This is a genomic window from Vibrio toranzoniae, assembly GCF_024347655.1.
In the GTDB taxonomy this organism is placed as follows: Bacteria; Pseudomonadota; Gammaproteobacteria; order Enterobacterales; family Vibrionaceae; genus Vibrio; species Vibrio toranzoniae.
In genome coordinates this window covers 3,054,920-3,080,487 of the sequence record NZ_AP025514.1, presented here as the reverse complement: position 1 = coordinate 3,080,487, position 25,568 = coordinate 3,054,920, and the positions used below count along the sequence as shown (strand labels likewise).

General features: G+C 46.7%; 12 protein-coding genes, 3 tRNA genes and 6 rRNA genes. 15 read left to right on the top strand and 6 right to left on the bottom strand.

Annotated elements, in window-relative coordinates; all coding sequences use genetic code 11:
* Positions 1-67: 67 nt before the first annotated feature.
* Both gppA and rhlB read right to left on the bottom strand, forming a co-directional pair.
* The gene (gene gppA / locus OCU50_RS14025) at positions 68-1,561 is read right to left on the bottom strand and encodes a guanosine-5'-triphosphate,3'-diphosphate diphosphatase (protein WP_060468863.1); all 1,494 of its coding nucleotides are present in this window, start codon (positions 1,559-1,561) and stop codon (positions 68-70) included.
* Positions 1,562-1,567: 6 nt separating this feature from the next.
* Positions 1,568-2,878, bottom strand: coding sequence for an ATP-dependent RNA helicase RhlB (gene rhlB, locus OCU50_RS14020; protein ID WP_017055268.1), 1,311 nt, complete (start codon positions 2,876-2,878; stop codon positions 1,568-1,570).
* A 111-nt stretch (positions 2,879-2,989) separates the two neighbouring features.
* On the opposite strand from rhlB, the gene trxA reads away from it, so the two are divergent.
* The 15 genes from trxA (at position 2,990) to OCU50_RS13945 (ending at position 20,404) form a co-directional block, all read left to right on the top strand.
* On the top strand, positions 2,990-3,316 hold the full coding sequence (trxA, locus tag OCU50_RS14015; RefSeq protein ID WP_010440700.1) for a thioredoxin TrxA: 327 nt from the start codon (positions 2,990-2,992) through the stop codon (positions 3,314-3,316).
* A 202-nt stretch (positions 3,317-3,518) separates the two neighbouring features.
* Complete coding sequence (rho, locus tag OCU50_RS14010; RefSeq protein WP_010440702.1) at positions 3,519-4,778, top strand: transcription termination factor Rho; 1,260 nt, start codon at positions 3,519-3,521, stop codon at positions 4,776-4,778.
* Positions 4,779-4,888: 110 nt separating this feature from the next.
* The gene (locus tag OCU50_RS14005; RefSeq protein WP_060468862.1) at positions 4,889-5,884 is read left to right on the top strand and encodes a hypothetical protein; all 996 of its coding nucleotides are present in this window, start codon (positions 4,889-4,891) and stop codon (positions 5,882-5,884) included.
* 98 nt (positions 5,885-5,982) lie between these two features.
* On the top strand, positions 5,983-7,824 hold the full coding sequence (ubiD, locus tag OCU50_RS14000) for a 4-hydroxy-3-polyprenylbenzoate decarboxylase (RefSeq protein WP_060468861.1): 1,842 nt from the start codon (positions 5,983-5,985) through the stop codon (positions 7,822-7,824).
* Positions 7,821-8,090 (top strand): 2Fe-2S iron-sulfur cluster-binding protein, encoded by a 270-nt coding sequence (locus OCU50_RS13995; protein WP_060468860.1) that lies wholly within the window; start codon positions 7,821-7,823, stop codon positions 8,088-8,090. The genes ubiD and OCU50_RS13995 overlap by 4 nt, the downstream gene beginning before the upstream one ends.
* Before the next feature lie 20 nt (positions 8,091-8,110).
* Complete coding sequence (gene fre / locus OCU50_RS13990) at positions 8,111-8,824, top strand: NAD(P)H-flavin reductase (protein ID WP_060468859.1); 714 nt, start codon at positions 8,111-8,113, stop codon at positions 8,822-8,824.
* 578 nt (positions 8,825-9,402) lie between these two features.
* A 16S ribosomal RNA gene (locus OCU50_RS13985) occupies positions 9,403-10,955 on the top strand.
* A gap of 453 nt (positions 10,956-11,408) precedes the next feature.
* Positions 11,409-14,301: ribosomal RNA gene (locus OCU50_RS13980) — 23S ribosomal RNA — on the top strand.
* A gap of 127 nt (positions 14,302-14,428) precedes the next feature.
* Positions 14,429-14,544 (top strand): 5S ribosomal RNA (rrf, locus tag OCU50_RS13975).
* Between the two features lie 479 nt (positions 14,545-15,023).
* Positions 15,024-16,576: ribosomal RNA gene (locus tag OCU50_RS13970) — 16S ribosomal RNA — on the top strand.
* A gap of 67 nt (positions 16,577-16,643) precedes the next feature.
* Positions 16,644-16,720: transfer RNA gene (locus OCU50_RS13965), tRNA-Ile, on the top strand.
* Between the two features lie 14 nt (positions 16,721-16,734).
* A tRNA-Ala gene (locus tag OCU50_RS13960) sits at positions 16,735-16,810 on the top strand.
* 315 nt (positions 16,811-17,125) lie between these two features.
* A 23S ribosomal RNA gene (locus tag OCU50_RS13955) occupies positions 17,126-20,018 on the top strand.
* Positions 20,019-20,144: 126 nt separating this feature from the next.
* Positions 20,145-20,260 (top strand): 5S ribosomal RNA (gene rrf / locus OCU50_RS13950).
* Together the 16S, 23S and 5S rRNA genes with 3 tRNA genes alongside form the textbook arrangement of a ribosomal RNA operon.
* 67 nt (positions 20,261-20,327) lie before the next feature.
* A tRNA-Asp gene (locus tag OCU50_RS13945) sits at positions 20,328-20,404 on the top strand.
* A gap of 813 nt (positions 20,405-21,217) precedes the next feature.
* Here the strand turns inward: OCU50_RS13945 and OCU50_RS13940 are convergent.
* Genes OCU50_RS13940 through hemC form a run of 4 tightly spaced genes read right to left on the bottom strand, consistent with a single transcriptional unit; the run spans position 21,218 to position 25,314 of the window.
* Positions 21,218-22,399 (bottom strand): heme biosynthesis protein HemY, encoded by a 1,182-nt coding sequence (locus OCU50_RS13940; protein WP_060468857.1) that lies wholly within the window; start codon positions 22,397-22,399, stop codon positions 21,218-21,220.
* Positions 22,399-23,625, bottom strand: coding sequence for a uroporphyrinogen-III C-methyltransferase (locus OCU50_RS13935; protein WP_060468856.1), 1,227 nt, complete (start codon positions 23,623-23,625; stop codon positions 22,399-22,401). The genes OCU50_RS13940 and OCU50_RS13935 overlap by 1 nt, the downstream gene beginning before the upstream one ends.
* A 19-nt stretch (positions 23,626-23,644) precedes the next feature.
* Positions 23,645-24,373: a uroporphyrinogen-III synthase gene (locus tag OCU50_RS13930; RefSeq protein WP_060468855.1), complete on the bottom strand. Its 729-nt coding sequence runs from the start codon at positions 24,371-24,373 to the stop codon at positions 23,645-23,647.
* Between the two features lie 2 nt (positions 24,374-24,375).
* The gene (gene hemC / locus OCU50_RS13925; protein WP_060468854.1) at positions 24,376-25,314 is read right to left on the bottom strand and encodes a hydroxymethylbilane synthase; all 939 of its coding nucleotides are present in this window, start codon (positions 25,312-25,314) and stop codon (positions 24,376-24,378) included.
* Positions 25,315-25,568: the final 254 nt, after the last annotated feature.

The window sequence follows — 25,568 nt, the reverse complement described above, 5'->3', positions numbered from 1 at the left end:
GATAAGAAAAAGCCCAAGTGAGTCGACTCACTTGGGCTTTTTTAATTTTTGGCATCAGATAAGAATATCAGGTGCTCTCAATCGTCAGTGGCCAGCCAATGTCTGTTTGCCTATTAGACTCGCTCTCTAGCTCTGCCGCAGTCAATGGGTTGTCTACTAGCCATTGCTTGGACAGATTAAGCGTTAGCTTGTCATCTTCTGCCGTTAATTTTACTTGAGCCACAAGGTCAGGATTACGGCGATGGGTTAGTAAAATGGCTAAACGTAGGATGCGTAAAATACGTTTGCTGCTAGTGCCTGATACTGCATGTTGCTCTGGTAACGAAGTCAACTGTTCACGATAGCGGCGTGTTAGCTCACCGAGGTAGTGTTTTTGCGCTCGTGTAAAACCCGGTAAATCCAAGTTTTGCAGTAAGTATGCACTGTGCTCGCCGCCCTTTTTGAAATCGATGGTTAAACCAATTTCATGCAGTTTGGCCGCGGTTTGTAGTAGGACGCTTGCTTGAGGTTCTGGAACCCATGTTTCAGCACCTGCTTGTTCAAACAAAGATTGTGCTAGTGAGGCGACTTGCTCACCGTAGGTCACATCCATTTGGTAGCGAGACTGAATACTCGTAACTGTGCGAGCTCGAATGTCTTCTTGGCGTAATTCATCAACCATCTCGTAGGCTAAGCCTTCACGGAGCGCACCGCCTGCGAGAGTCATTGATTCAATCTCAAGCAACTCAAAGATAGCAATTAGAATAGATAGGCCGCTTGGAAACACTAAAGCGCGCTCAAGAGTTAACCCTTCGATTTCTAGCTCTTCTAAACGCTCAGTAATCATGGCTTGTTTCTGTAGGCGCTTAAGTTTGGCATGAGTAATCACTTCATCCATGCCTTGCGCTAACATGATTTCTTGTAGTGCCTGAACGGTACCACTGGCGCCCACGCACACATCCCATCCGATATCCGTATAGCTATCTAGGATAGGCCTCAACGTAGACTTAGCGGCTTCAATAGCATTATTGAAGTTAGTTGCAGTGAGTTGACGATCTTTAAAGTGTCGCTCAAGCCAGGTAACACAACCCATTTTGAGGCTCGTTAAGGCTTTAGATGAGAAACCTTCACCGATGATCATCTCGGTACTTGCACCGCCAATATCAACCACCAAGCGGCGGCCGCTGCCTCCAGAAGTATGTGCGACGCCCTTATAGATGGTCGCAGCTTCTTCTTCACCGGAGATAACATTGATGTCGTAGCCAAGTATCTGGTTGGCTTTTTCTAGAAAGGTATCCACATTGGTTGCAGTACGTAAGGTCGCGGTACCGACAATGCGGATATTTTCTTGAGGAATGTCTTGCAGTCGCTCTGCAAAGAGACTCAAACAGCCCCAGCCTCGCTGCATCGCTTCTAAACTAAGCGCATTATTTTCATCTAAGCCTGCAGCTAAGCGAACTTTACGCTTAATCTTAGCCATGGTTTGAACGCTGCCATCGATATGACGTACAACGAGCATATGAAAACTGTTCGACCCGAGGTCGATTGCAGCGTAAAGCGGGGGTGACACTGTTTGACTCATAAGCGACTAAGCTTCCTTGTTATTACGCGGTTGGCGTGGGCGACGGTTCTGGTTTGGTTTACGGTTACCGTTGCGTGGGCCATTATTGTTTGAGCGGCGTTGTTGCGGGTTACGTGTACGTAAACGCAATGGTGCTGGTAGATCTTCAAGTAGTGCAGAAGCATCGTAGTCAGACATTGGGATAGCATGCTCAATGTATTCTTCGATTGGCGGTAAGTTGATTGCGTAATCTTCACAAGCAAAGCTGATAGAGTGACCGCTTTCACCAGCACGACCTGTACGGCCAATACGGTGAACGTAATCTTCACAATCGTCAGGTAGATCGAAGTTGAATACGTGAGTCACTTGAGGAATGTGTAGGCCACGTGCTGCAACATCCGTTGCGACAAGCAGGTCAACATCGCCTTTAGTAAATTGCTCAAGAATCTTTTCGCGTTTCTTCTGAGGAACATCACCCGTTAGCAAACCAACACGGTGACCATCGGCAGCCAAGTGGCCCCAAACTGATTCACATTTGTGTTTAGTGTTAGCGAAGATGATTGCGCGATCTGGCCACTCTTCTTCGATTAACGTTTGTAGAAGCGCCATTTTGTGTTCGTTAGAAGGGTAGAAAAGCTCTTCTTGAATACGGTGACCAGTCTTACGCTCAGGCTCAACAACGACATGCTCTGGGTTGTGCATGTGTTCGAAGGCAAGTTCCTGTACGCGGTAAGACAGCGTCGCAGAGAACAGCATGTTCAGGCGATCTTTTGGCTCAGGCATACGGCGAAACAAGAAGCGAATGTCTTTAATAAAGCCCAAATCGAACATGCGATCCGCTTCGTCAAGAACAACGGCTTGAATGTGGTTAAGGTTAAATACCTTTTGCTTGTAGAAGTCGATGATACGGCCTGTAGTACCAATTAAGATATCTGCGCCTTCTTCGATTTTACCTAGCTGTTTGTCGTAGCTTTCGCCACCGTAAGCCAGTGCAGCCTTGATACCCGTGCTTGCCACTAGAGAGTCAGCATCATTGTAGATCTGAATCGCGAGTTCACGCGTAGGAGCCATAATAATCGCACGTGGCTGGTTAGGCTTACGCCCTTCATGCTCAGGTGTTTTTAGTAGGTGGTTAAAAGTAGCAGTAAGAAACGCAAGCGTTTTACCAGTGCCCGTTTGGGCCTGGCCTGCAATGTCTTGGCCGGTGAGCAGTACCGGGAGCGCCAAGGCTTGGATAGGAGTACAGTAATCGAACCCTTTTTTTTCCAATCCTTCAATGACTTGCGGAAGTAAATCCAAGTCGGCGAACTTTTGCTCTGTGATATGCGTCTTTTTCATTGCTATAGAATATCAGCTTAAGCTTGCAATACGAAAGTAAATACATTCCAATAGGGCATCTATTTACTGGTTATCATCCAACCAGTTCTAAAAAATACATTGGAGTGGAAGATGAGTGATAAGATTTTGCAGCTAACTGATGACGGTTTTGATAACGATGTGATCAACGCTGCAGGCCCGGTTCTTGTTGATTTTTGGGCTGAATGGTGTGGTCCTTGTAAGATGATTGCGCCGATTCTTGATGAAATCGCAGACGAGTACGAAGGCAAGCTCACTATCGGTAAATTAAATATCGACCAAAACGCAGGTACTCCACCAAAATTTGGTATTCGCGGTATTCCAACGCTACTTCTTTTCAAAGATGGTGGCGTAGCAGCAACTAAAGTTGGTGCACTGTCTAAAACTCAACTTAAAGAGTTCCTAGACGCTAACCTATAATTAGGTGAGCATTTGAAAAGAAACCGCGCAGTTAACAAATGCGCGGTTTTGTTTTTTCTAAGCTATGGACTAGTCTTAGTTTTAGTGCTAATTTATCGCACGTTAATTGAACGAATTTCTCTTCTTGGTCGATCCTGCGTGACCAAATCCTTCTTAACTTAAGAAAACAGATCCTATTTTGACTAAACAAACTTCCACCACTATGAATCTTACTGAACTGAAGAACAGACCTGTGTCTGAACTTGTTAAACTTAGCGAAAGCCTAGGTCTTGAAAATCAAGCTCGCTTAAGAAAACAAGACATTATCTTCTCCATCCTTAAAGCGCACGCAAAAAGTGGTGAAGACATCTTTGGTGATGGTGTTCTAGAAATTCTTCAAGACGGCTTTGGTTTCCTGCGTAGCGGCGACAGCTCATACCTTGCTGGGCCAGATGATATTTATGTATCACCAAGCCAGATTCGTCGTTTTAACCTTCGCACTGGTGACTCGATTGGCGGAAAAATCCGTCCACCTAAAGATGGCGAGCGTTACTTTGCACTACTTAAAGTAAACACGGTTAACTACGACAAGCCAGACAACGCACGTAACAAAATCCTTTTTGAAAACCTGACTCCTCTTCATGCCAACGAACGTATGGTGATGGAAGCGGGTAATGGCGCGACTGAAGATATCACAGCCCGAATCCTTGACCTTGCTTCGCCAATTGGTAAAGGCCAGCGTGGTTTGATTGTTGCTCCGCCTAAAGCGGGTAAAACAATGCTTCTGCAAAACATTGCTCAAAGCATTGCTCGCAACCACCCTGAGTGTGAACTCATGGTTCTACTTATCGATGAGCGCCCAGAAGAAGTAACAGAAATGCAGCGCCTAGTTAAAGGTGAAGTCATCGCATCGACGTTTGATGAACCAGCATCTCGCCACGTGCAAGTTGCAGAAATGGTAATCGAGAAGGCGAAGCGTCTTGTTGAACACAAAAAAGACGTGGTTATCCTACTGGACTCAATCACTCGTCTAGCTCGTGCTTACAACACCGTAATTCCTTCATCAGGTAAAGTACTTACTGGTGGTGTTGATGCGAATGCTCTGCATCGTCCAAAGCGTTTCTTCGGTGCGGCACGTAATGTCGAAGAAGGCGGTAGCTTAACTATCATCGCTACAGCATTGGTTGATACTGGTTCTAAGATGGATGAAGTTATCTACGAAGAATTCAAAGGTACAGGTAATATGGAACTGCACCTTAACCGTAAGATTGCTGAAAAGCGTGTATTCCCAGCGATTGATTTCAACCGCTCTGGTACTCGTCGTGAAGAGCTTCTTACGAAGAACGATGAACTACAGAAGATGTGGATCCTGCGTAAAATTGTTCACCCAATGGGCGAAATCGACGCAATGGAATTCCTTATCGACAAGCTAGCAATGACCAAAACGAACGATGAGTTCTTTGACGCAATGCGTCGTCAGTAATATTTATTAGCTGATAGTTATTAAAAAGCGCTGCCTTCGGGTGGCGCTTTTTATTTGCATTTTGTAGCGACAGCTTGCAGAATGACCAAAAGTGTTACAAGGAAGTTAAAATGCAACATGGACTGTTGTCATCATTACTCCTGTCTACTTCACTGTTATTTTCACCGGTCGGCATCAGCTATGCCACCGAGATGTCTCCAACTACAGTAGAGTCTTGGCTTGAGAATGATCAAGTAAAACTGAAAACTGCTGAATTGCTCGAGTTTGTCGTGCGTGACGAAGTGAATTCGCTGCGCTTTGCACTTGAGCGTCTGACATTTCCCCAACAAGAGGTGGCTCGTTACCAACTCTTGAAGAAGCTCGAACAGCAAAAAATCGTACTCACGCCCAAGATGTCTATCTTCATTGAGCAGCAACTTGCCATCACGCCAACTTATCAAGTATTAGAGCGTGGTGATGGTTATGAGTTTACGGTACCTGCTTTTAATTACCCTTCGATTGCCAACCGACTCATTAAGCAGTGGCGCCAAGACCAAAAGACATTGGTGTTTGTTCTCGATGCGGAGAAACAAGATCTCAACCTGAAAGAGTGGTTATCTGGCCCTGAACACCAAGTCCAAACTCGAGAAGCGTTGTTAATCCGAGAGCTAGACAGCTTGTCGCCTGAGGCTGTTGATTATCTAACCAAACAACTGACCACGTCGTCGATTGTAAGTTGGTTACCGTCTTCCGAGGTGGTGGTTCGATTAGCGCAGGTGAGTGAAGACCCTGAGGTCTACAAGATCTTATGGCGTATGAAGGCTGATTATCACAGTCAAGCCGAATTGGTTCGCCTTGCTGAAACCAAGCAAGCATTCGCGCTTGAGCAGGTTATGGCTGCGACTAAGAATCCACGTTTGAAAGATGAAGCGATTACCTTACTCACCAAAGTGAATCCATTATCGGATGAGGTGAAGCAGTTCTTGGTTTCTAGAATGGCGATTGCCGATGAAGCCTCTTTGGTTGCCCGTGAATTAGCAAAACAAGGTCATACACGATGGTTACAAGATCTCGTCAATGACAACCCTCAGGTGAAGAGCTCTTTGATCGAGCAAGCATTACCGTAAAGTGGATTTTGGCTCTCAATAACCACATTAAAAAGGGGGATCTCAGTGTCACCCTTTTTGATATACTGAGCGCAGAATAATCAGCATGTAGAAGTCCTATGAGTTTTAAAGATTTACGTGATTTTATCGACCATCTTGAAAGTATTGGTCAGTTGAAACGCATCTCTCACCCAGTCGACCCAGACTATGAAATGACCGAGATTAGCGACCGTACTCTACGTGCTGGTGGCCCGGCTCTATTGTTTGAAAACCCAGTAGGCTATGACATGCCTGTTTTGACCAACCTATTTGGTACACCTAATCGTGTTGCTATTGGTATGGGGCGTCAGGATGTAAAAGAGCTACGTGAAGTGGGTAAGCTGCTTGCTTATCTAAAAGAGCCTGAGCCACCAAAAGGTTTTAAAGACGCTATCGATAAACTGCCAGTGTTTAAGCAAGTATTAAACATGCCAGCTAAACGCCTTCGTAAAGCGGCTTGCCAACAAGTGGTGTGGCAAGGTGATGACGTCGACCTAGATAGAATCCCCGTGATGAGCTGTTGGGCAGACGATGTCGCACCATTGCTTACATGGGGCTTAACGGTTACTCGTGGCCCAAACAAGAAACGCCAAAACTTAGGCATCTATCGTCAGCAAAAGATCGGTAAGAATAAAATCATCATGCGTTGGTTAGCCCACCGCGGTGGAGCACTTGATCTGCGCGACTGGATGGAAACCAATCCTGGTAAACCTTTCCCAGTATCTGTGGCCTTCGGTGCAGACCCTGCTACCATTCTTGGCGCTGTGACACCAGTACCAGATACTTTGTCGGAATACGCGTTTGCAGGCTTACTACGTGGTAGTAAAACCGAGGTCGTTAAATCAATCAGTAATGACTTAGAAGTACCAGCAAGTGCGGAAATCGTAATGGAAGGCTACATTGACCCGAATGAGTTCGCGGACGAAGGCCCATACGGAGACCATACGGGTTACTACAACGAGAAAGAAAAGCACCACGTATTTACGATTACTCATGTAACCATGCGCGAAAACCCTATCTATCACAGCACGTACACTGGCCGTCCGCCTGATGAGCCTGCGGTACTGGGTGTTGCACTAAATGAAGTGTTTGTTCCTATTCTTCAAAAGCAGTTCCCAGAGATAGAAGACTTCTACCTACCGCCTGAGGGTTGTTCGTACCGAATGGCGGTAGTGACAATGAAGAAGCAATACCCAGGTCACGCTAAGCGTGTGATGATGGGTGTATGGTCTTTCTTGCGTCAGTTCATGTACACCAAATTTGTATTGGTGTGCGATGAGGATGTGAACGCACGTGATTGGTCTCAAGTAACGGCGGCGATGTGTGAACACATGGATCCGTCTCGTGATAGCTTGATGATAGAGAACACGCCTATCGACTCGTTAGATTTTGCATCACCTGTGGTTGGACTGGGCTCTAAGATGGGTTTAGACATCACCAAGAAGTGGGATGCGGAGTTAGCACTATCGCCAGACGTTGAATCTGCGCCTGTAAGTAGTGAACATATCGAAGGTAGCCTGGCTGAGTTAACTAAGGCTCACCCTGAAATTATTGATATTCATCTACAGAACGACAACGCCAGCATGGTTGTCGTGTCTATTGATAAGCAAGCTGCAGGTAATGGTAAGAAAATAATGGAAGCGGTTTGGTCTCAATTTGATGAGAACAAGTTTGTTATCGTGTGTGATGGTGATGTCAACGTGAGTGACTGGAATGACATCATTTGGGCGGTAACCACCAGAATGGATCCGGCCAGAGATACATTGTTCCTACAGAACGAAACTGGATACTCCAAAATGGGACTAGATGCGACCAATAAATGGGAAGGCGAATGTCTTCGCGAGTGGGGCGTTCCTATCACAAAAGATCCTGATGTCGTTAAAAAGATTGATAGCATCTGGGAACAACTAGGAATTTCATGAGCTACCAAGTAGTCTTATATCCAGAAAACATCAGTTTCACAGTAGAAAAAGGGCAAACGGTCTTGGATGCTGCGCTCAACAGCGATATCTATTTCCCAAACCGTTGCCAAGTTGGCGCATGCGCGATGTGTATGTGCAAAAAGTTAGAAGGACAAGTGAGTTACCACCTTGAACCCATGCTCACAGAGAAAGAGCAGGAACAGGGGTGGATTTTCGCTTGCCAAGCATTTGCAGAAAGTAATTTAGTTCTAACCTTTGCCGATTAAGGGTTAGTAAGAGGAAGAACATGACTATTAAATGTAAAGTGAAGTCTATCGAGCCTTTGGCTTGTAACACTTACCAAATCCTACTTCACCCAGAAACACCTGTTGCTTTTAAAGCGGGTCAGTACCTGATGGTTGAAATGGGCGAGAAAGATAAACGTCCATTCTCTATTGCAAGCAGCCCATGCCGCCATGAAGGTGAGCTTGAGTTACATATTGGTGCCGCTGAGCATAATGCTTACGCATTAGAAGTAGTTGAGGCGATGAAAAAAGCGCAAGCTGAAGATGGCGATATCGCTATTGATGCACCACACGGTGATGCGTGGATTAAAGAAGAAAGCGAACGCCCTCTATTATTGATTGCTGGTGGCACTGGTTTTAGCTATGTACGTTCAATCCTAGATCACTGTATCGCGCAAAACAGCAAAAAAGAGATTCACTTATACTGGGGCGCAAAAGACGAGTGCCAGCTATATGCAAAAGAAGAGCTAGTAGGTATCGCAGAAAAGCACAGCAATGTGCACTTTGTACCAGTAGTAGAAGAAGCACCTGAAGTATGGCACGGCCAAACTGGTAATGTACTTGAAGCAATTACGCAAAGTTTCGAATCACTGGCTGATTTCGATATCTATATTGCAGGTCGTTTTGAAATGGCAGGTGCTGCAAGAGACCTATTTACTCAGAATAAAGAAGCAAAGCGTGACCATATGTACGCTGATGCTTACGCCTTTATCTAATAATACTCTTAGATTTTGAGTAAAAAGAGAGCAGAAATGCTCTCTTTTTTACGTTTAGGTGAACTATTAGGCAGTTAACCTCTATTTATTCATTTTTTATGAAAAAGTAGTTGCTAACCTGAGAGGGTTCCCTATAATGCGACCCCAATGAGACGGCAGACGCCACAAGGCTTCAGCAAGAATCAGTAAGACGGAAAGCGACAAAAAATTAATTTTCAAAAAGTGTTTGACACTGAATGTTAATTCGCTAGAATGGCCGTCCACTTCGAGAGGCTCCTTAGTTAAAAGGAACGCTCAAGAAGTAAAGCTCTTTAACAATTTAAACCTATCAATCTGTGTGGGCACTTGTTGATGAATATCAAAACGTTTTATCGTTAGATAAAACAGATTCTTCGGAATCAAAATTGATTTCAATGAACTGAGTGACCAATACGAATAATTACTTTCTTTATAGAGAGGGGTTATTTGGCACAGTCAATTCATTACCATTCTGTTGGAATGGTAATAGCTTTAGAATTACATGTTTACTTCGGTAAATATTAGTTTTGAAGTCAGTATTCGTTGAGTCACAAAATCTTAAATTGAAGAGTTTGATCATGGCTCAGATTGAACGCTGGCGGCAGGCCTAACACATGCAAGTCGAGCGGAAACGACACTAACAATCCTTCGGGTGCGTTAATGGGCGTCGAGCGGCGGACGGGTGAGTAATGCCTAGGAAATTGCCTTGATGTGGGGGATAACCATTGGAAACGATGGCTAATACCGCATGATGCCTACGGGCCAAAGAGGGGGACCTTCGGGCCTCTCGCGTCAAGATATGCCTAGGTGGGATTAGCTAGTTGGTGAGGTAATGGCTCACCAAGGCGACGATCCCTAGCTGGTCTGAGAGGATGATCAGCCACACTGGAACTGAGACACGGTCCAGACTCCTACGGGAGGCAGCAGTGGGGAATATTGCACAATGGGCGCAAGCCTGATGCAGCCATGCCGCGTGTATGAAGAAGGCCTTCGGGTTGTAAAGTACTTTCAGTTGTGAGGAAGGGGGTAGCGTTAATAGCGCTATCTCTTGACGTTAGCAACAGAAGAAGCACCGGCTAACTCCGTGCCAGCAGCCGCGGTAATACGGAGGGTGCGAGCGTTAATCGGAATTACTGGGCGTAAAGCGCATGCAGGTGGTTCATTAAGTCAGATGTGAAAGCCCGGGGCTCAACCTCGGAACTGCATTTGAAACTGGTGAACTAGAGTACTGTAGAGGGGGGTAGAATTTCAGGTGTAGCGGTGAAATGCGTAGAGATCTGAAGGAATACCAGTGGCGAAGGCGGCCCCCTGGACAGATACTGACACTCAGATGCGAAAGCGTGGGGAGCAAACAGGATTAGATACCCTGGTAGTCCACGCCGTAAACGATGTCTACTTGGAGGTTGTGGCCTTGAGCCGTGGCTTTCGGAGCTAACGCGTTAAGTAGACCGCCTGGGGAGTACGGTCGCAAGATTAAAACTCAAATGAATTGACGGGGGCCCGCACAAGCGGTGGAGCATGTGGTTTAATTCGATGCAACGCGAAGAACCTTACCTACTCTTGACATCCAGAGAATCCAGCGGAGACGCAGGAGTGCCTTCGGGAGCTCTGAGACAGGTGCTGCATGGCTGTCGTCAGCTCGTGTTGTGAAATGTTGGGTTAAGTCCCGCAACGAGCGCAACCCTTATCCTTGTTTGCCAGCGAGTAATGTCGGGAACTCCAGGGAGACTGCCGGTGATAAACCGGAGGAAGGTGGGGACGACGTCAAGTCATCATGGCCCTTACGAGTAGGGCTACACACGTGCTACAATGGCGCATACAGAGGGCAGCGAGCCAGCGATGGTAAGCGAATCCCAAAAAGTGCGTCGTAGTCCGGATTGGAGTCTGCAACTCGACTCCATGAAGTCGGAATCGCTAGTAATCGTGAATCAGAATGTCACGGTGAATACGTTCCCGGGCCTTGTACACACCGCCCGTCACACCATGGGAGTGGGCTGCAAAAGAAGTAGGTAGTCTAACCTTCGGGAGGACGCTTACCACTTTGTGGTTCATGACTGGGGTGAAGTCGTAACAAGGTAGCCCTAGGGGAACCTGGGGCTGGATCACCTCCTTATACGAAGATATTGACGATGAGTGTCCACACAGATTGATGGTTTAGATTTAGTTAAAGCCAGAGCTTTAATTAATAACGTAAGTTATTGATTAAAGCTTTTTGCTTTATGCTCTTTAACAATTTGGAAAGCTGACTGATTACTTAATTGGTTTTCACTTTAAAAAGTGAAATCAAACAGCTCAAGGCTGTGATTAAGTTAATCAAATTTAAAAGTTCTCAATGTTTATCTGCTCTTAGTGAATAAGAACAGCATAAACACAACAAACACATTCAAGTGTCTTGTATTCGAATGATCAGAAATGATTGTTCATTTTTTGATTCTACTTTTTATTAAAAAGTGGAAACAAAAAATAAATTGAGTCCGGCAAACAGTCATCAAGAATTAACCCTTCTTTGATGACAACCAAAAACCTTGGTGATTTGACATCAACACGAAACTTCTTCGGGTTGTATGGTTAAGTGACTAAGCGTACACGGTGGATGCCTTGGCAGTCAGAGGCGATGAAAGACGTAATAACTTGCGATAAGCCCAGATTAGGTAGTAATAACCTTTTGAGTCTGGGATTTCTGAATGGGGAAACCCACGTGCATAAGCACGTATCTTGTTGTGAATACATAGCAACAGGAGGCAAACCGGGGGAACTGAAACATCTAAGTACCCCGAGGAAGAGAAATCAACCGAGATTCCGAAAGTAGCGGCGAGCGAAATTGGATTAGCCCTTAAGCTTTTAATGATGCAGGTGAAGCCTCTGGAAAGTGGCGCAGTAAAGGGTGATAGCCCCGTAACCGACACATCATCATCAGTGAAATCGAGTAAGGCGGGACACGTGATATCCTGTCTGAATATGGGGGGACCATCCTCCAAGGCTAAATACTACTGACTGACCGATAGTGAACCAGTACCGTGAGGGAAAGGCGAAAAGAACCCCTGTGAGGGGAGTGAAATAGAACCTGAAACCGTGTACGTACAAGCAGTAGGAGCACCTTCGTGGTGTGACTGCGTACCTTTTGTATAATGGGTCAGCGACTTAATTTTAGTAGCAAGGTTAACCGTTTAGGGGAGCCGTAGGGAAACCGAGTCTTAACTGGGCGTACAGTTGCTAGGATTAGACCCGAAACCAGGTGATCTAGCCATGGGCAGGTTGAAGGTTGAGTAACATCAACTGGAGGACCGAACCGACTAATGTTGAAAAATTAGCGGATGACTTGTGGCTAGGGGTGAAAGGCCAATCAAACCTGGAGATAGCTGGTTCTCCCCGAAAGCTATTTAGGTAGCGCCTCGGACGAATACTACTGGGGGTAGAGCACTGTTAAGGCTAGGGGGTCATCCCGACTTACCAACCCTTTGCAAACTCCGAATACCAGTAAGTACTATCCGGGAGACACACGGCGGGTGCTAACGTCCGTCGTGGAGAGGGAAACAACCCAGACCGCCAGCTAAGGTCCCAAAGTATAGCTAAGTGGGAAACGATGTGGGAAGGCTCAGACAGCCAGGATGTTGGCTTAGAAGCAGCCATCATTTAAAGAAAGCGTAATAGCTCACTGGTCGAGTCGGCCTGCGCGGAAGATGTAACGGGGCTAAGCTATACACCGAAGCTGCGGCTACGTACCTTAGGGTGCGTGGGGTAGGGGAGCGTTCTGTAAGCCGTTGAAGGTGGTCTGTAAGGGCTGCTGGAGGTATCAGAAGTGCGAATGCTGACATGAGTAACGATAAAGGGAGTGAAAAACTCCCTCGCCGGAAGACCAAGGGTTCCTGTCCAACGTTAATCGGGGCAGGGTAAGTCGACTCCTAAGGCGAGGCCGAAAGGCGTAGTCGATGGGAAACGGGTTAATATTCCCGTACTTCTTACAATTGCGATGGGGGGACGGAGAAGGCTAGGTGGGCCTGGCGACGGTTGTCCAGGTTCAAGTATGTAGGCGGAAAGTTTAGGTAAATCCGGACTTTCTTAACGCTGAGATACGATGTCGAGCACCTACGGGTGTGAAGTCATTGATGCCATGCTTCCAGGAAAAGCCTCTAAGCTTCAGATTGTAAGGAATCGTACCCCAAACCGACACAGGTGGTCGGGTAGAGAATACCAAGGCGCTTGAGAGAACTCGGGTGAAGGAACTAGGCAAAATGGTACCGTAACTTCGGGAGAAGGTACGCTCTTATCAGTGAAGTCCCTTGCGGATGGAGCAGACGAGAGTCGCAGATACCAGGTGGCTGCAACTGTTTATTAAAAACACAGCACTGTGCAAAATCGTAAGATGACGTATACGGTGTGACGCCTGCCCGGTGCCGGAAGGTTAATTGATGGGGTTAGACTTCGGTCGAAGCTCTTGATCGAAGCCCCGGTAAACGGCGGCCGTAACTATAACGGTCCTAAGGTAGCGAAATTCCTTGTCGGGTAAGTTCCGACCTGCACGAATGGCGTAATGATGGCCACGCTGTCTCCACCCGAGACTCAGTGAAATTGAAATCGCTGTGAAGATGCAGTGTACCCGCGGCTAGACGGAAAGACCCCGTGAACCTTTACTACAGCTTGGCACTGAACATTGAACCTACATGTGTAGGATAGGTGGGAGACTATGAAATTGCGTCGCTAGATGTGATGGAGTCGTCCTTGAAATACCACCCTTGTAGTTTTGATGTTCTAACGTTGGCCCCTGAATCGGGGTTACGGACAGTGCCTGGTGGGTAGTTTGACTGGGGCGGTCTCCTCCCAAAGAGTAACGGAGGAGCACGAAGGTGGGCTAAACACGGTTGGACATCGTGTGGTTAGTGCAATGGCATAAGCCCGCTTGACTGCGAGAATGACAATTCGAGCAGGTGCGAAAGCAGGTCATAGTGATCCGGTGGTTCTGAATGGAAGGGCCATCGCTCAACGGATAAAAGGTACTCCGGGGATAACAGGCTGATACCGCCCAAGAGTTCATATCGACGGCGGTGTTTGGCACCTCGATGTCGGCTCATCACATCCTGGGGCTGAAGTCGGTCCCAAGGGTATGGCTGTTCGCCATTTAAAGTGGTACGCGAGCTGGGTTTAGAACGTCGTGAGACAGTTCGGTCCCTATCTGCCGTGGGCGTTGGAAAATTGAAAGGGGCTGCTCCTAGTACGAGAGGACCGGAGTGGACGAACCTCTGGTGTTCGGGTTGTCATGCCAATGGCATTGCCCGGTAGCTACGTTCGGAATCGATAAGCGCTGAAAGCATCTAAGCGCGAAGCGAGCCTTGAGATGAGTTTTCCCTGGCACTATAAGTGTCCTAAAGGGTTGTCGTAGACTACGACGTTGATAGGCAGGGTGTGTAAGTGCTGCGAGGCATTGAGCTAACCTGTACTAATTGCCCGTGAGGCTTAACCATACAACACCCAAGGGGTTTTGTGGACTCAAAGCAATACCAAACGCTTGAATGAGTTTGAAGAGATAGACTTTTAAATCAGTTTTCCGAATTATTAATTGTCGCTGAGGCGTCAATTAAACAGAATTTGCTTGGCGACCATAGCATTGTGGACCCACCTGATTCCATGCCGAACTCAGTAGTGAAACACAATAGCGCCGATGGTAGTGTGGGGCTTCCCCATGTGAGAGTAGGACATCGCCAGGCTCCAAATTTATTTTCACGTTTTAAAAGTGAAGACAAAAAGTTCGACTTTGTCTACTAAGTAGACAAGTCACCATAGAGTTCTAAGTTTTCTTAGTGTTTTATGTTGACTTTCAAAGTGGAAAGCGTATTATACGCGTCCTGCTTACGTGCTAAGGCACTGAAAGCGTTCTCTTTTTAGAGAACACGCTCTTTAACAATTTAAACCTATCAATCTGTGTGGGCACTCGTTGATGAATATCAAAACGTTATTACTTTAAGTAGTAACAGTTACTTCGGTAACAAATTGATTTCAATGAACTGAGTGACCAATTCAATTTGGTACAGCCTTGAGCTGTTTGATTTCACTTTTTAAAGTGAAAACCAAAAAGAGCACAGTCAATTCATTATCATTCTGTTGGAATGGTAATAGCTTTAGAATTACATGTTTACCTCGGTAAATATTAGTTTTGAAGTCAGTATTCGTTGAGTCACAAAATCTTAAATTGAAGAGTTTGATCATGGCTCAGATTGAACGCTGGCGGCAGGCCTAACACATGCAAGTCGAGCGGAAACGACACTAACAATCCTTCGGGTGCGTTAATGGGCGTCGAGCGGCGGACGGGTGAGTAATGCCTAGGAAATTGCCTTGATGTGGGGGATAACCATTGGAAACGATGGCTAATACCGCATGATGCCTACGGGCCAAAGAGGGGGACCTTCGGGCCTCTCGCGTCAAGATATGCCTAGGTGGGATTAGCTAGTTGGTGAGGTAATGGCTCACCAAGGCGACGATCCCTAGCTGGTCTGAGAGGATGATCAGCCACACTGGAACTGAGACACGGTCCAGACTCCTACGGGAGGCAGCAGTGGGGAATATTGCACAATGGGCGCAAGCCTGATGCAGCCATGCCGCGTGTATGAAGAAGGCCTTCGGGTTGTAAAGTACTTTCAGTTGTGAGGAAGGGGGTAACGTTAATAGCGCTATCTCTTGACGTTAGCAACAGAAGAAGCACCGGCTAACTCCGTGCCAGCAGCCGCGGTAATACGGAGGGTGCGAGCGTTAATCGGAATTACTGGGCGTAAAGCGCATGCAGGTGGTTCATTAAGTCAGATGTGAAAGCCCGGGGCTCAACCTCGGAACTGCATTTGAAACTGGTGAACTAGAGTACTGTAGAGGGGGGTAGAATTTCAGGTGTAGCGGTGAAATGCGTAGAGATCTGAAGGAATACCAGTGGCGAAGGCGGCCCCCTGGACAGATACTGACACTCAGATGCGAAAGCGTGGGGAGCAAACAGGATTAGATACCCTGGTAGTCCACGCCGTAAACGATGTCTACTTGGAGGTTGTGGCCTTGAGCCGTGGCTTTCGGAGCTAACGCGTTAAGTAGACCGCCTGGGGAGTACGGTCGCAAGATTAAAACTCAAATGAATTGACGGGGGCCCGCACAAGCGGTGGAGCATGTGGTTTAATTCGATGCAACGCGAAGAACCTTACCTACTCTTGACATCCAGAGAATCCAGCGGAGACGCAGGAGTGCCTTCGGGAGCTCTGAGACAGGTGCTGCATGGCTGTCGTCAGCTCGTGTTGTGAAATGTTGGGTTAAGTCCCGCAACGAGCGCAACCCTTATCCTTGTTTGCCAGCGAGTAATGTCGGGAACTCCAGGGAGACTGCCGGTGATAAACCGGAGGAAGGTGGGGACGACGTCAAGTCATCATGGCCCTTACGAGTAGGGCTACACACGTGCTACAATGGCGCATACAGAGGGCAGCAAGCTAGCGATAGTGAGCGAATCCCAAAAAGTGCGTCGTAGTCCGGATTGGAGTCTGCAACTCGACTCCATGAAGTCGGAATCGCTAGTAATCGTGAATCAGAATGTCACGGTGAATACGTTCCCGGGCCTTGTACACACCGCCCGTCACACCATGGGAGTGGGCTGCAAAAGAAGTAGGTAGTCTAACCTTCGGGAGGACGCTTACCACTTTGTGGTTCATGACTGGGGTGAAGTCGTAACAAGGTAGCCCTAGGGGAACCTGGGGCTGGATCACCTCCTTATACGAAGATAGTCACGATGAGTGTCCACACAGATTGATTAGGTTTAGAAAAGTTAAGAGACGATATTGGGTCTGTAGCTCAGCTGGTTAGAGCGCTCGCCTGATAAGCGGGAGGTCGGTGGTTCAAGTCCACTCAGACCCACCAATATCGACCGAGATGGGGCTATAGCTCAGCTGGGAGAGCGCCTGCCTTGCACGCAGGAGGTCTGCGGTTCGATCCCGCATAGCTCCACCATCTTTAAGTGTTTTTATCTGAAAATATTTAAAAATGGTTCATTAGTTTGAATCAAGCTCTTTAACAATTTGGAAAGCTGACTGATTGATTTACTTACGAGTAATTCAATCAAATTTAAAAGTTCTCAATGTTTATCTGCTCTTATTTAATAAGAACAGCATAAACACAACAAACACATTCAAGTGTCTTGTATTCGATTCAAACTTGTTTGAATCACATTGAGTCCGGCAAACAGTCATCAAGAATTAACCCTTTTTGATGACAACCAAAAACCTTGGTGATTTGACATCAACACGAAACTTCTTCGGGTTGTATGGTTAAGTGACTAAGCGTACACGGTGGATGCCTTGGCAGTCAGAGGCGATGAAAGACGTAATAACTTGCGATAAGCCCAGATTAGGTAGTAATAACCTTTTGAGTCTGGGATTTCTGAATGGGGAAACCCACGTGCATAAGCACGTATCTTGTTGTGAATACATAGCAACAGGAGGCAAACCGGGGGAACTGAAACATCTAAGTACCCCGAGGAAGAGAAATCAACCGAGATTCCGAAAGTAGCGGCGAGCGAAATTGGATTAGCCCTTAAGCTTTTAATGATGCAGGTGAAGCCTCTGGAAAGTGGCGCAGTAAAGGGTGATAGCCCCGTAACCGACACATCATCATCAGTGAAATCGAGTAAGGCGGGACACGTGATATCCTGTCTGAATATGGGGGGACCATCCTCCAAGGCTAAATACTACTGACTGACCGATAGTGAACCAGTACCGTGAGGGAAAGGCGAAAAGAACCCCTGTGAGGGGAGTGAAATAGAACCTGAAACCGTGTACGTACAAGCAGTAGGAGCACCTTCGTGGTGTGACTGCGTACCTTTTGTATAATGGGTCAGCGACTTAATTTTAGTAGCAAGGTTAACCGTTTAGGGGAGCCGTAGGGAAACCGAGTCTTAACTGGGCGTACAGTTGCTAGGATTAGACCCGAAACCAGGTGATCTAGCCATGGGCAGGTTGAAGGTTGAGTAACATCAACTGGAGGACCGAACCGACTAATGTTGAAAAATTAGCGGATGACTTGTGGCTAGGGGTGAAAGGCCAATCAAACCTGGAGATAGCTGGTTCTCCCCGAAAGCTATTTAGGTAGCGCCTCGGACGAATACTACTGGGGGTAGAGCACTGTTAAGGCTAGGGGGTCATCCCGACTTACCAACCCTTTGCAAACTCCGAATACCAGTAAGTACTATCCGGGAGACACACGGCGGGTGCTAACGTCCGTCGTGGAGAGGGAAACAACCCAGACCGCCAGCTAAGGTCCCAAAGTATAGCTAAGTGGGAAACGATGTGGGAAGGCTCAGACAGCCAGGATGTTGGCTTAGAAGCAGCCATCATTTAAAGAAAGCGTAATAGCTCACTGGTCGAGTCGGCCTGCGCGGAAGATGTAACGGGGCTAAGCTATACACCGAAGCTGCGGCTACGTACCTTAGGGTGCGTGGGGTAGGGGAGCGTTCTGTAAGCCGTTGAAGGTGGTCTGTAAGGGCTGCTGGAGGTATCAGAAGTGCGAATGCTGACATGAGTAACGATAAAGGGAGTGAAAAACTCCCTCGCCGGAAGACCAAGGGTTCCTGTCCAACGTTAATCGGGGCAGGGTAAGTCGACTCCTAAGGCGAGGCCGAAAGGCGTAGTCGATGGGAAACGGGTTAATATTCCCGTACTTCTTACAATTGCGATGGGGGGACGGAGAAGGCTAGGTGGGCCTGGCGACGGTTGTCCAGGTTCAAGTACGTAGGCGGAAGGTTTAGGTAAATCCGGACTTTCTTAACGCTGAGATACGATGTCGAGCACCTACGGGTGTGAAGTCATTGATGCCATGCTTCCAGGAAAAGCCTCTAAGCTTCAGATTGTAAGGAATCGTACCCCAAACCGACACAGGTGGTCGGGTAGAGAATACCAAGGCGCTTGAGAGAACTCGGGTGAAGGAACTAGGCAAAATGGTACCGTAACTTCGGGAGAAGGTACGCTCTTATCAGTGAAGTCCCTTGCGGATGGAGCAGACGAGAGTCGCAGATACCAGGTGGCTGCAACTGTTTATTAAAAACACAGCACTGTGCAAAATCGTAAGATGACGTATACGGTGTGACGCCTGCCCGGTGCCGGAAGGTTAATTGATGGGGTTAGACTTCGGTCGAAGCTCTTGATCGAAGCCCCGGTAAACGGCGGCCGTAACTATAACGGTCCTAAGGTAGCGAAATTCCTTGTCGGGTAAGTTCCGACCTGCACGAATGGCGTAATGATGGCCACGCTGTCTCCACCCGAGACTCAGTGAAATTGAAATCGCTGTGAAGATGCAGTGTACCCGCGGCTAGACGGAAAGACCCCGTGAACCTTTACTACAGCTTGGCACTGAACATTGAACCTACATGTGTAGGATAGGTGGGAGACTATGAAATTGCGTCGCTAGATGTGATGGAGTCGTCCTTGAAATACCACCCTTGTAGTTTTGATGTTCTAACGTTGGCCCCTGAATCGGGGTTACGGACAGTGCCTGGTGGGTAGTTTGACTGGGGCGGTCTCCTCCCAAAGAGTAACGGAGGAGCACGAAGGTGGGCTAAACACGGTTGGACATCGTGTGGTTAGTGCAATGGCATAAGCCCGCTTGACTGCGAGAATGACAATTCGAGCAGGTGCGAAAGCAGGTCATAGTGATCCGGTGGTTCTGAATGGAAGGGCCATCGCTCAACGGATAAAAGGTACTCCGGGGATAACAGGCTGATACCGCCCAAGAGTTCATATCGACGGCGGTGTTTGGCACCTCGATGTCGGCTCATCACATCCTGGGGCTGAAGTCGGTCCCAAGGGTATGGCTGTTCGCCATTTAAAGTGGTACGCGAGCTGGGTTTAGAACGTCGTGAGACAGTTCGGTCCCTATCTGCCGTGGGCGTTGGAAAATTGAAAGGGGCTGCTCCTAGTACGAGAGGACCGGAGTGGACGAACCTCTGGTGTTCGGGTTGTCATGCCAATGGCATTGCCCGGTAGCTACGTTCGGAATCGATAAGCGCTGAAAGCATCTAAGCGCGAAGCGAGCCTTGAGATGAGTTTTCCCTGGCACTATAAGTGTCCTAAAGGGTTGTCGTAGACTACGACGTTGATAGGCAGGGTGTGTAAGTGCTGCGAGGCATTGAGCTAACCTGTACTAATTGCCCGTGAGGCTTAACCATACAACACCCAAGGGGTTTTGTGGACTCAAAGAAAGACCAGACCTTGAATGAGTTTGAAGAGATAGACTTTTAAATCAGTTTTCCGAATTATTAATTGTCGCTGAGGCGTCAATTAAACAGAATTTGCTTGGCGACCATAGCATTGTGGACCCACCTGATTCCATGCCGAACTCAGTAGTGAAACACAATAGCGCCGATGGTAGTGTGGGGCTTCCCCATGTGAGAGTAGGACATCGCCAGGCTTTAAATTAAATCTTTAGGTTGACCGACCTGGAGATATGGACGCTCACTTAGTGAGTTGACCACTGCGGAGTGGTAGTTCAGTTGGTTAGAATACCGGCCTGTCACGCCGGGGGTCGCGGGTTCGAGTCCCGTCCACTCCGCCACTTATTAGAAAAGCCCCGCTAGAAATAGCGGGGCTTTTTTGCGTTTAAACCTTAGTGTCTCGTCCTTAGACGGAAAGAGTCCCGAGGTAAACCCTCAATTATTTATCAGAAAACCTAGTCTTACGACTAGGCTTTCATCGTTCTGGCAATGATTTGTATGAGGTTGCTTGCCTTCCATTCCCCTTGAACCTATTGAAATCAGAAAGCTCGATTACTCATTGTGATGTTTATGTCTGCAGGGGCTGATAACAAGTGAGCTTTATTTAATGAGTTGATCGCGACAAATTCTAGCGATGGTATTTAAGTAATATATATGTTCACTTTTATGAAGCAAGAGTTACTTGGATTACTGACTCTATAGTTGGAAATGGATCGTCGAATTCTGAGTTCACACCTAATCTAAAATCTTCTTAGGTATTTGATCTTTCTCCGGTATAGCCCTAGTCAGGCTAGATGTTCGTATAGCGAATATTTGTCAGCTCTTATCGCTTCTAAATAGTTTGTTTTCTATTTAAACACTATCGCTAGAATTAGAGCTAAAGTCTCTCTAAGTTTCATTGGAGAGACCCTAATTGAATCATCTTATACAGCTCAACTCTTCTAGCTCTAAATTCGCACTTAAAGCTGCTTAATCGATTGGATTCGTTCCTCCGTGTGGTGTCTAGAGGTTGTTGGGGTTGGTCTAGTTCCTAGTGGGATATTTAAGCTTAAACTGAAGCTGATGAAAGGTCGTATAGTTGGAAGTTATCTAGGGCAAGGTGCAGATACAAAAAAGCCGATGCTTAGCATCGGCTTCATTTTAGGTGTACTAGATTAAGCTGGTTGAACTAGAGTGAGTGCCTTACGAGATACCTCGTGAGCTGCTTTGGTTAAGTTTTGCTTCTCTAGTGCATCTGACAGGTATCCGTAATCTGATACATTAGAGCGAAGTGCGAGTGCTTTTTCGAAGTGACTTTGCGCTTCTGCCCATTTTTGCTCTCTTAGGTAGAACTGAGCCAATGCACTGTGTGCTTCTGCATTGTTGCTATCTTTACTGATTGCGCGCTCTAGCATCACAACCACTGGGTGGTGATCGGCTAGATTAAGTTCAGGAAGCAACATGTAGAGTTCATTTGAACCATTCTTTGCAATGTTCTCTTTTATCACAGTGAAGGCTTCAGAATCAGCTCTACGAGCGATCAGTTGCTTCACAAAGCAGGAAACAAGGTGAGAGCTTTGTTTTTGCTTTCTTGAAAGCTTATTCCAGTGGCTTATTAAGCCTTCGCTACCTTGTTGTTGTGCGACGTCGTGAAGCAAACCGCATTGTGCTTTTTGTTCTAGATCTCGTTGATCATCAGCAGTCATAAGTTTGTTTTTAACGAGCTTAGGCGTTAATTCTAACAGTGGCTGCCATAACTTAAGCTGTATGTAGGTGGCTTTTAGTAGGCCAAGTACTGCTGTGTTGTTAGGGTGCGAGCCTTTTAGGTTTGAGAGAGTATCGAATGCTGCTTCGTAGTTTGATTCACTGATTTGCTGTTTCGCTTTGGTTAGTTCAACAGCCAGTAGAGAGTCGTCTTGTTGACTAGCAAGCTCGATGTACTTATCTCGCTCAGCCGTATTGCCTTGTTCATGCGCGGCTTGAGAAGCCACTAGGTAACAAAGCAGAGGCATGTCGTGGTGGTTAGCCCAACGAGTTACCTTCTTCTCTGCGCCTTTCCAATCTCCTTCAAGAAGTTTGATGATGCCTTCATTGGTATAACGACGCGAGCGTTTCAGTTTACGAACGCTGAACCAGTTCCAAGTGGTTGAGCTTGCGTAAATAAGCTTCTTAAATAGGTACTCTAAGGCAAACAGTGCAGCCAAAAGGGCAATCACAAAGATAGCCATTGTTGTCACACTCATTTCAATCGTCTTATTCGCAATTGAGATCAGCACATAACCTTGTTGACCTGAGAACTGAGTGCCGACAAACAGACCCGCACCGAGTACAAGGAAAAGAAAAATCAAACGAATCATTATTTCTCCTCCGAGGTCATTACCGTTACCTCACGGCGTAGACGTTCGCGAATCACATCAGAAAGTTCATTTTGAGACTCAAGTTTTACAGGGTATTTCACAGAAATATTCTGCTCACTTAACTGTTTAATCGCCTTTTCGAACTCGATTACTGAGTTGTTATCTTGGTTTAGGTATGATTTCGACCACTCGTTAGCTGTTTGCAGTGCAGCACTGTAGATATCGCCTTGTTCTTTATAGACTGCGCGAATGGCTGTCTCTAGTTTACCTTTGATATTTTCACGTAGGTAGAAGTGCTGCTCTGGTGATAGTAGAGGAACGGCTTCTCCATCACGGCTACGGAAAGTGATGAAGTTTTCTGAGAAGTCTTTCATCGATGTCATCAGGTTATTCTGCCAATCATTAATATCTTGCGACACCGCCTTTTTCTCAACAAATGTCGCTTCAGGGAGAATCGCATTAGCAAGCGGTAGAATATCAACTTGTTGCTGTAGGCTTGTGATATGCAGAACTAAGCCGTCACGGTCGATGAGAGGAATAGTACGAAGCTTAGTAATGTCATTGGTCATGGATTGACGCAGAGACACTAAGCTAGGGTCATTCAGTGCGGCGATACGTTGATCGGCGCTTTCCATTAGTTTGGTTGCACTAACAACATCATGTTCTAGGAAGAGTTTACGGCCGGCAAGTTTTACGAGGTAATCGGCTTCGGCAAGTAACCAGTCGTTCGGGCGACGTCCTTTCACATCTGCAACCGCTAGTTGTAAGCTTTGAATACTCTGTTGTTGTTGGGTTTGTACAACCTGAGTTTTCTCTACTGCTTGCGATGCTTCTTGGATGGTCTCTTGCTTGATGGTTTGTAGGTCTTTATTTACTGCAGATTGGGTATTTTGTAGTTGCGCTTGAAGCGCTGCGATTTGAGCTGAATAATCGGCGCTCTTTTGTTGCATTTGAAAGGCAATGCCACCGCTGAAAAGAATAGAAATAGCGATCGCAATAGCGCCTAGTTTGACACCGCGCTTACCTTGCTTTTCCGCTTTCTCTATTTGGTCTTTATGTTCAGCTTGAGACTGCTCATTTTGAGTGGTGTTTGACGCAGAGGCATCAAGTTTTTGTTCGGGCTGTTTTGTCTCTGTAGATTCAGCTTTTTCGTCTTCAACAACGACTGGCTGAGTATCTTGTTTCTTTTCAGGTTCAATATGCTCATTATTTTTTTTGCTTGTCATGCTTATTTCCTGTTTCTAGCTAAGGCCGGAGAGCAGCCAGTAATATTTGGTTCGTAGCACTTTGAGTATTGGTCACGTTCGAGAAGCCGAGCTGTTGTGCTCGTGCTGCTATGCGCTGGCTTGGGACAAATAGTTGTCTTGTTGAAAGCCAAGCCAAATACTCGTCAGGGGTTATTGAGCAGAGATACTCCAATTGTTCCTGACTAGTGATGACAACTTTAGATGTTTTTTTGTTTACCCATGTTTGATAGGTATTGTGGTCGTTAATAGGAATATATTCTCTACGGTAGGTCTCACAATAAGAGACTTGTGCACCTCTTTTGATTAAAGAATCCCTAATAAGCTCCCGCCCACCATTGCCACGCAGTATCAAAATGGATTTATTATTTACGCTATTAAGTTCAGCCAGTTTAAGAAGGTGTTCACTATCACTCACCTGAGGGTAGTTTACTTTTTGTTTGCAAGATTTGCTTAAAATATGCGCGGTTTTTTGACCGACGCCAAGATAAAGCGGCGAAGTTGGCCAAATAGAAGAGGTTTTCGAAAGGATGCTCTGGGCAGCAGTCACTGCATGGTGACTGACTGCTATTACGATATCGCTGTTTTTGAGCTGAGAACCTAAGTTCTCGGCTAGGGTGCTATCAACGATTCGAATAAGCGGATGATGGATTGCTTGAATCCCTTCATCCGCGAGTTGTTGGCAAAGCGATTGCCCCTCAGAGCCGGGGCGAGTTACCAACACGGTCATGATTATTCTTGGTCTGCGTAGAGCTTGGTTAAGATTTCTCTCGCACCGTCATCTAGCAGTTGATTTGCTAGAGTAATGCCAAGCGCTTCAGCATCTTTACGAGAGCCTGAGATCTCGCCGCGAACCATTTTAGAGCCATCCGGCTCACCGACAAGTGCTCGCAGCCAAATGTTGTCGCCATCCAATAGTGAGTAGCTACCGATAGGAACCTGGCAACCACCTTCCAGAGTCAGGTTCATTGCACGTTCGCATAGCACACGATCAGCGGTGTCTTTGTCATTAAGTGGTTCAAGAAGTTTAATGAGTCGTTCGTCATCAAGGCGACACTCGATCCCTACCGCACCTTGTCCAACGGCAGGTAGAGATTGTTCGGGTGCGATGAAGCTACGGATGCGCTCTTCTAATTTTAGGCGTTTAAGACCAGCCGCTGCCAGTACGATAGCGTCATATTGTCCATTATCAAGTTTACCTAAACGAGTCCCCACGTTACCACGCAGTTCTTTAATGATTAGATCAGGACGGTATTCAAGTAACTGACACTGGCGACGCAGGCTACATGTACCAACGATAGCGCCTTGTGGTAGTTCGTCGATGTTGTTGTAGGTATTTGATACGAAAGCATCACGAGGATCTTCACGTTCACAGATAGTCACCAGACCTAGACCTTCAGGAAAGTCGACAGGGACATCTTTCATAGAATGAACGGCTAGGTCAGCACGACCCTCTAGCATTGCCACTTCGAGTTCTTTTACGAACAGCCCTTTACCACCGACTTTAGCAAGCGGGGTATCGAGGATGACGTCACCTTTGGTCACCATCGTTACCAACTCAACCTCTAAGCCAGGGTGAGCAGCTTGAAGAGCATCCCTTACAAAGTATGCCTGCCAAAGGGCAAGAGGGCTTTTTCTGGTGGCGATACGGATTGGTGCTGAATTTGTCATGGTGTTTCCGGTATAGGTTCTTTAATTGCTTAATCCTATCATTGTGAAAAGAAAATTTTTACTGTTTGATCATCCCATGCTTTGATAGCTGAGGGATTTTCATTAGTTCACCAAAATAGTGTGATTAGTATCTCATTTGAAACATGGGCTATTATTAGAAATAGTCAATAAAGAGGACACTACGGCGCCGTGAGTTTTACTTATTGTCATTAAGGAGTTGGTAGGCGAGACTGGTTCCTTTGCTTTACCATTAG

What these genes read in the sequence shown, in the direction of transcription:
- OCU50_RS13930 (WP_060468855.1), bottom strand. Translation starts at nt 24,373, where the DNA reads ATGACCGTGTTGGTAACTCGCCCCGGCTCTGAGGGGCAATCGCTTTGC.
- gppA (WP_060468863.1), bottom strand. Translation starts at nt 1,561, where the DNA reads ATGAGTCAAACAGTGTCACCCCCGCTTTACGCTGCAATCGACCTCGGG.
- fre (WP_060468859.1), top strand. Translation starts at nt 8,111, where the DNA reads ATGACTATTAAATGTAAAGTGAAGTCTATCGAGCCTTTGGCTTGTAAC.
- rho (WP_010440702.1), top strand. Translation starts at nt 3,519, where the DNA reads ATGAATCTTACTGAACTGAAGAACAGACCTGTGTCTGAACTTGTTAAA.
- OCU50_RS14005 (WP_060468862.1), top strand. Translation starts at nt 4,889, where the DNA reads ATGCAACATGGACTGTTGTCATCATTACTCCTGTCTACTTCACTGTTA.
- OCU50_RS13940 (WP_060468857.1), bottom strand. Translation starts at nt 22,399, where the DNA reads ATGATTCGTTTGATTTTTCTTTTCCTTGTACTCGGTGCGGGTCTGTTT.
- rhlB (WP_017055268.1), bottom strand. Translation starts at nt 2,878, where the DNA reads ATGAAAAAGACGCATATCACAGAGCAAAAGTTCGCCGACTTGGATTTA.
- trxA (WP_010440700.1), top strand. Translation starts at nt 2,990, where the DNA reads ATGAGTGATAAGATTTTGCAGCTAACTGATGACGGTTTTGATAACGAT.
- OCU50_RS13935 (WP_060468856.1), bottom strand. Translation starts at nt 23,625, where the DNA reads ATGACAAGCAAAAAAAATAATGAGCATATTGAACCTGAAAAGAAACAA.
- ubiD (WP_060468861.1), top strand. Translation starts at nt 5,983, where the DNA reads ATGAGTTTTAAAGATTTACGTGATTTTATCGACCATCTTGAAAGTATT.
- hemC (WP_060468854.1), bottom strand. Translation starts at nt 25,314, where the DNA reads ATGACAAATTCAGCACCAATCCGTATCGCCACCAGAAAAAGCCCTCTT.
- OCU50_RS13995 (WP_060468860.1), top strand. Translation starts at nt 7,821, where the DNA reads ATGAGCTACCAAGTAGTCTTATATCCAGAAAACATCAGTTTCACAGTA.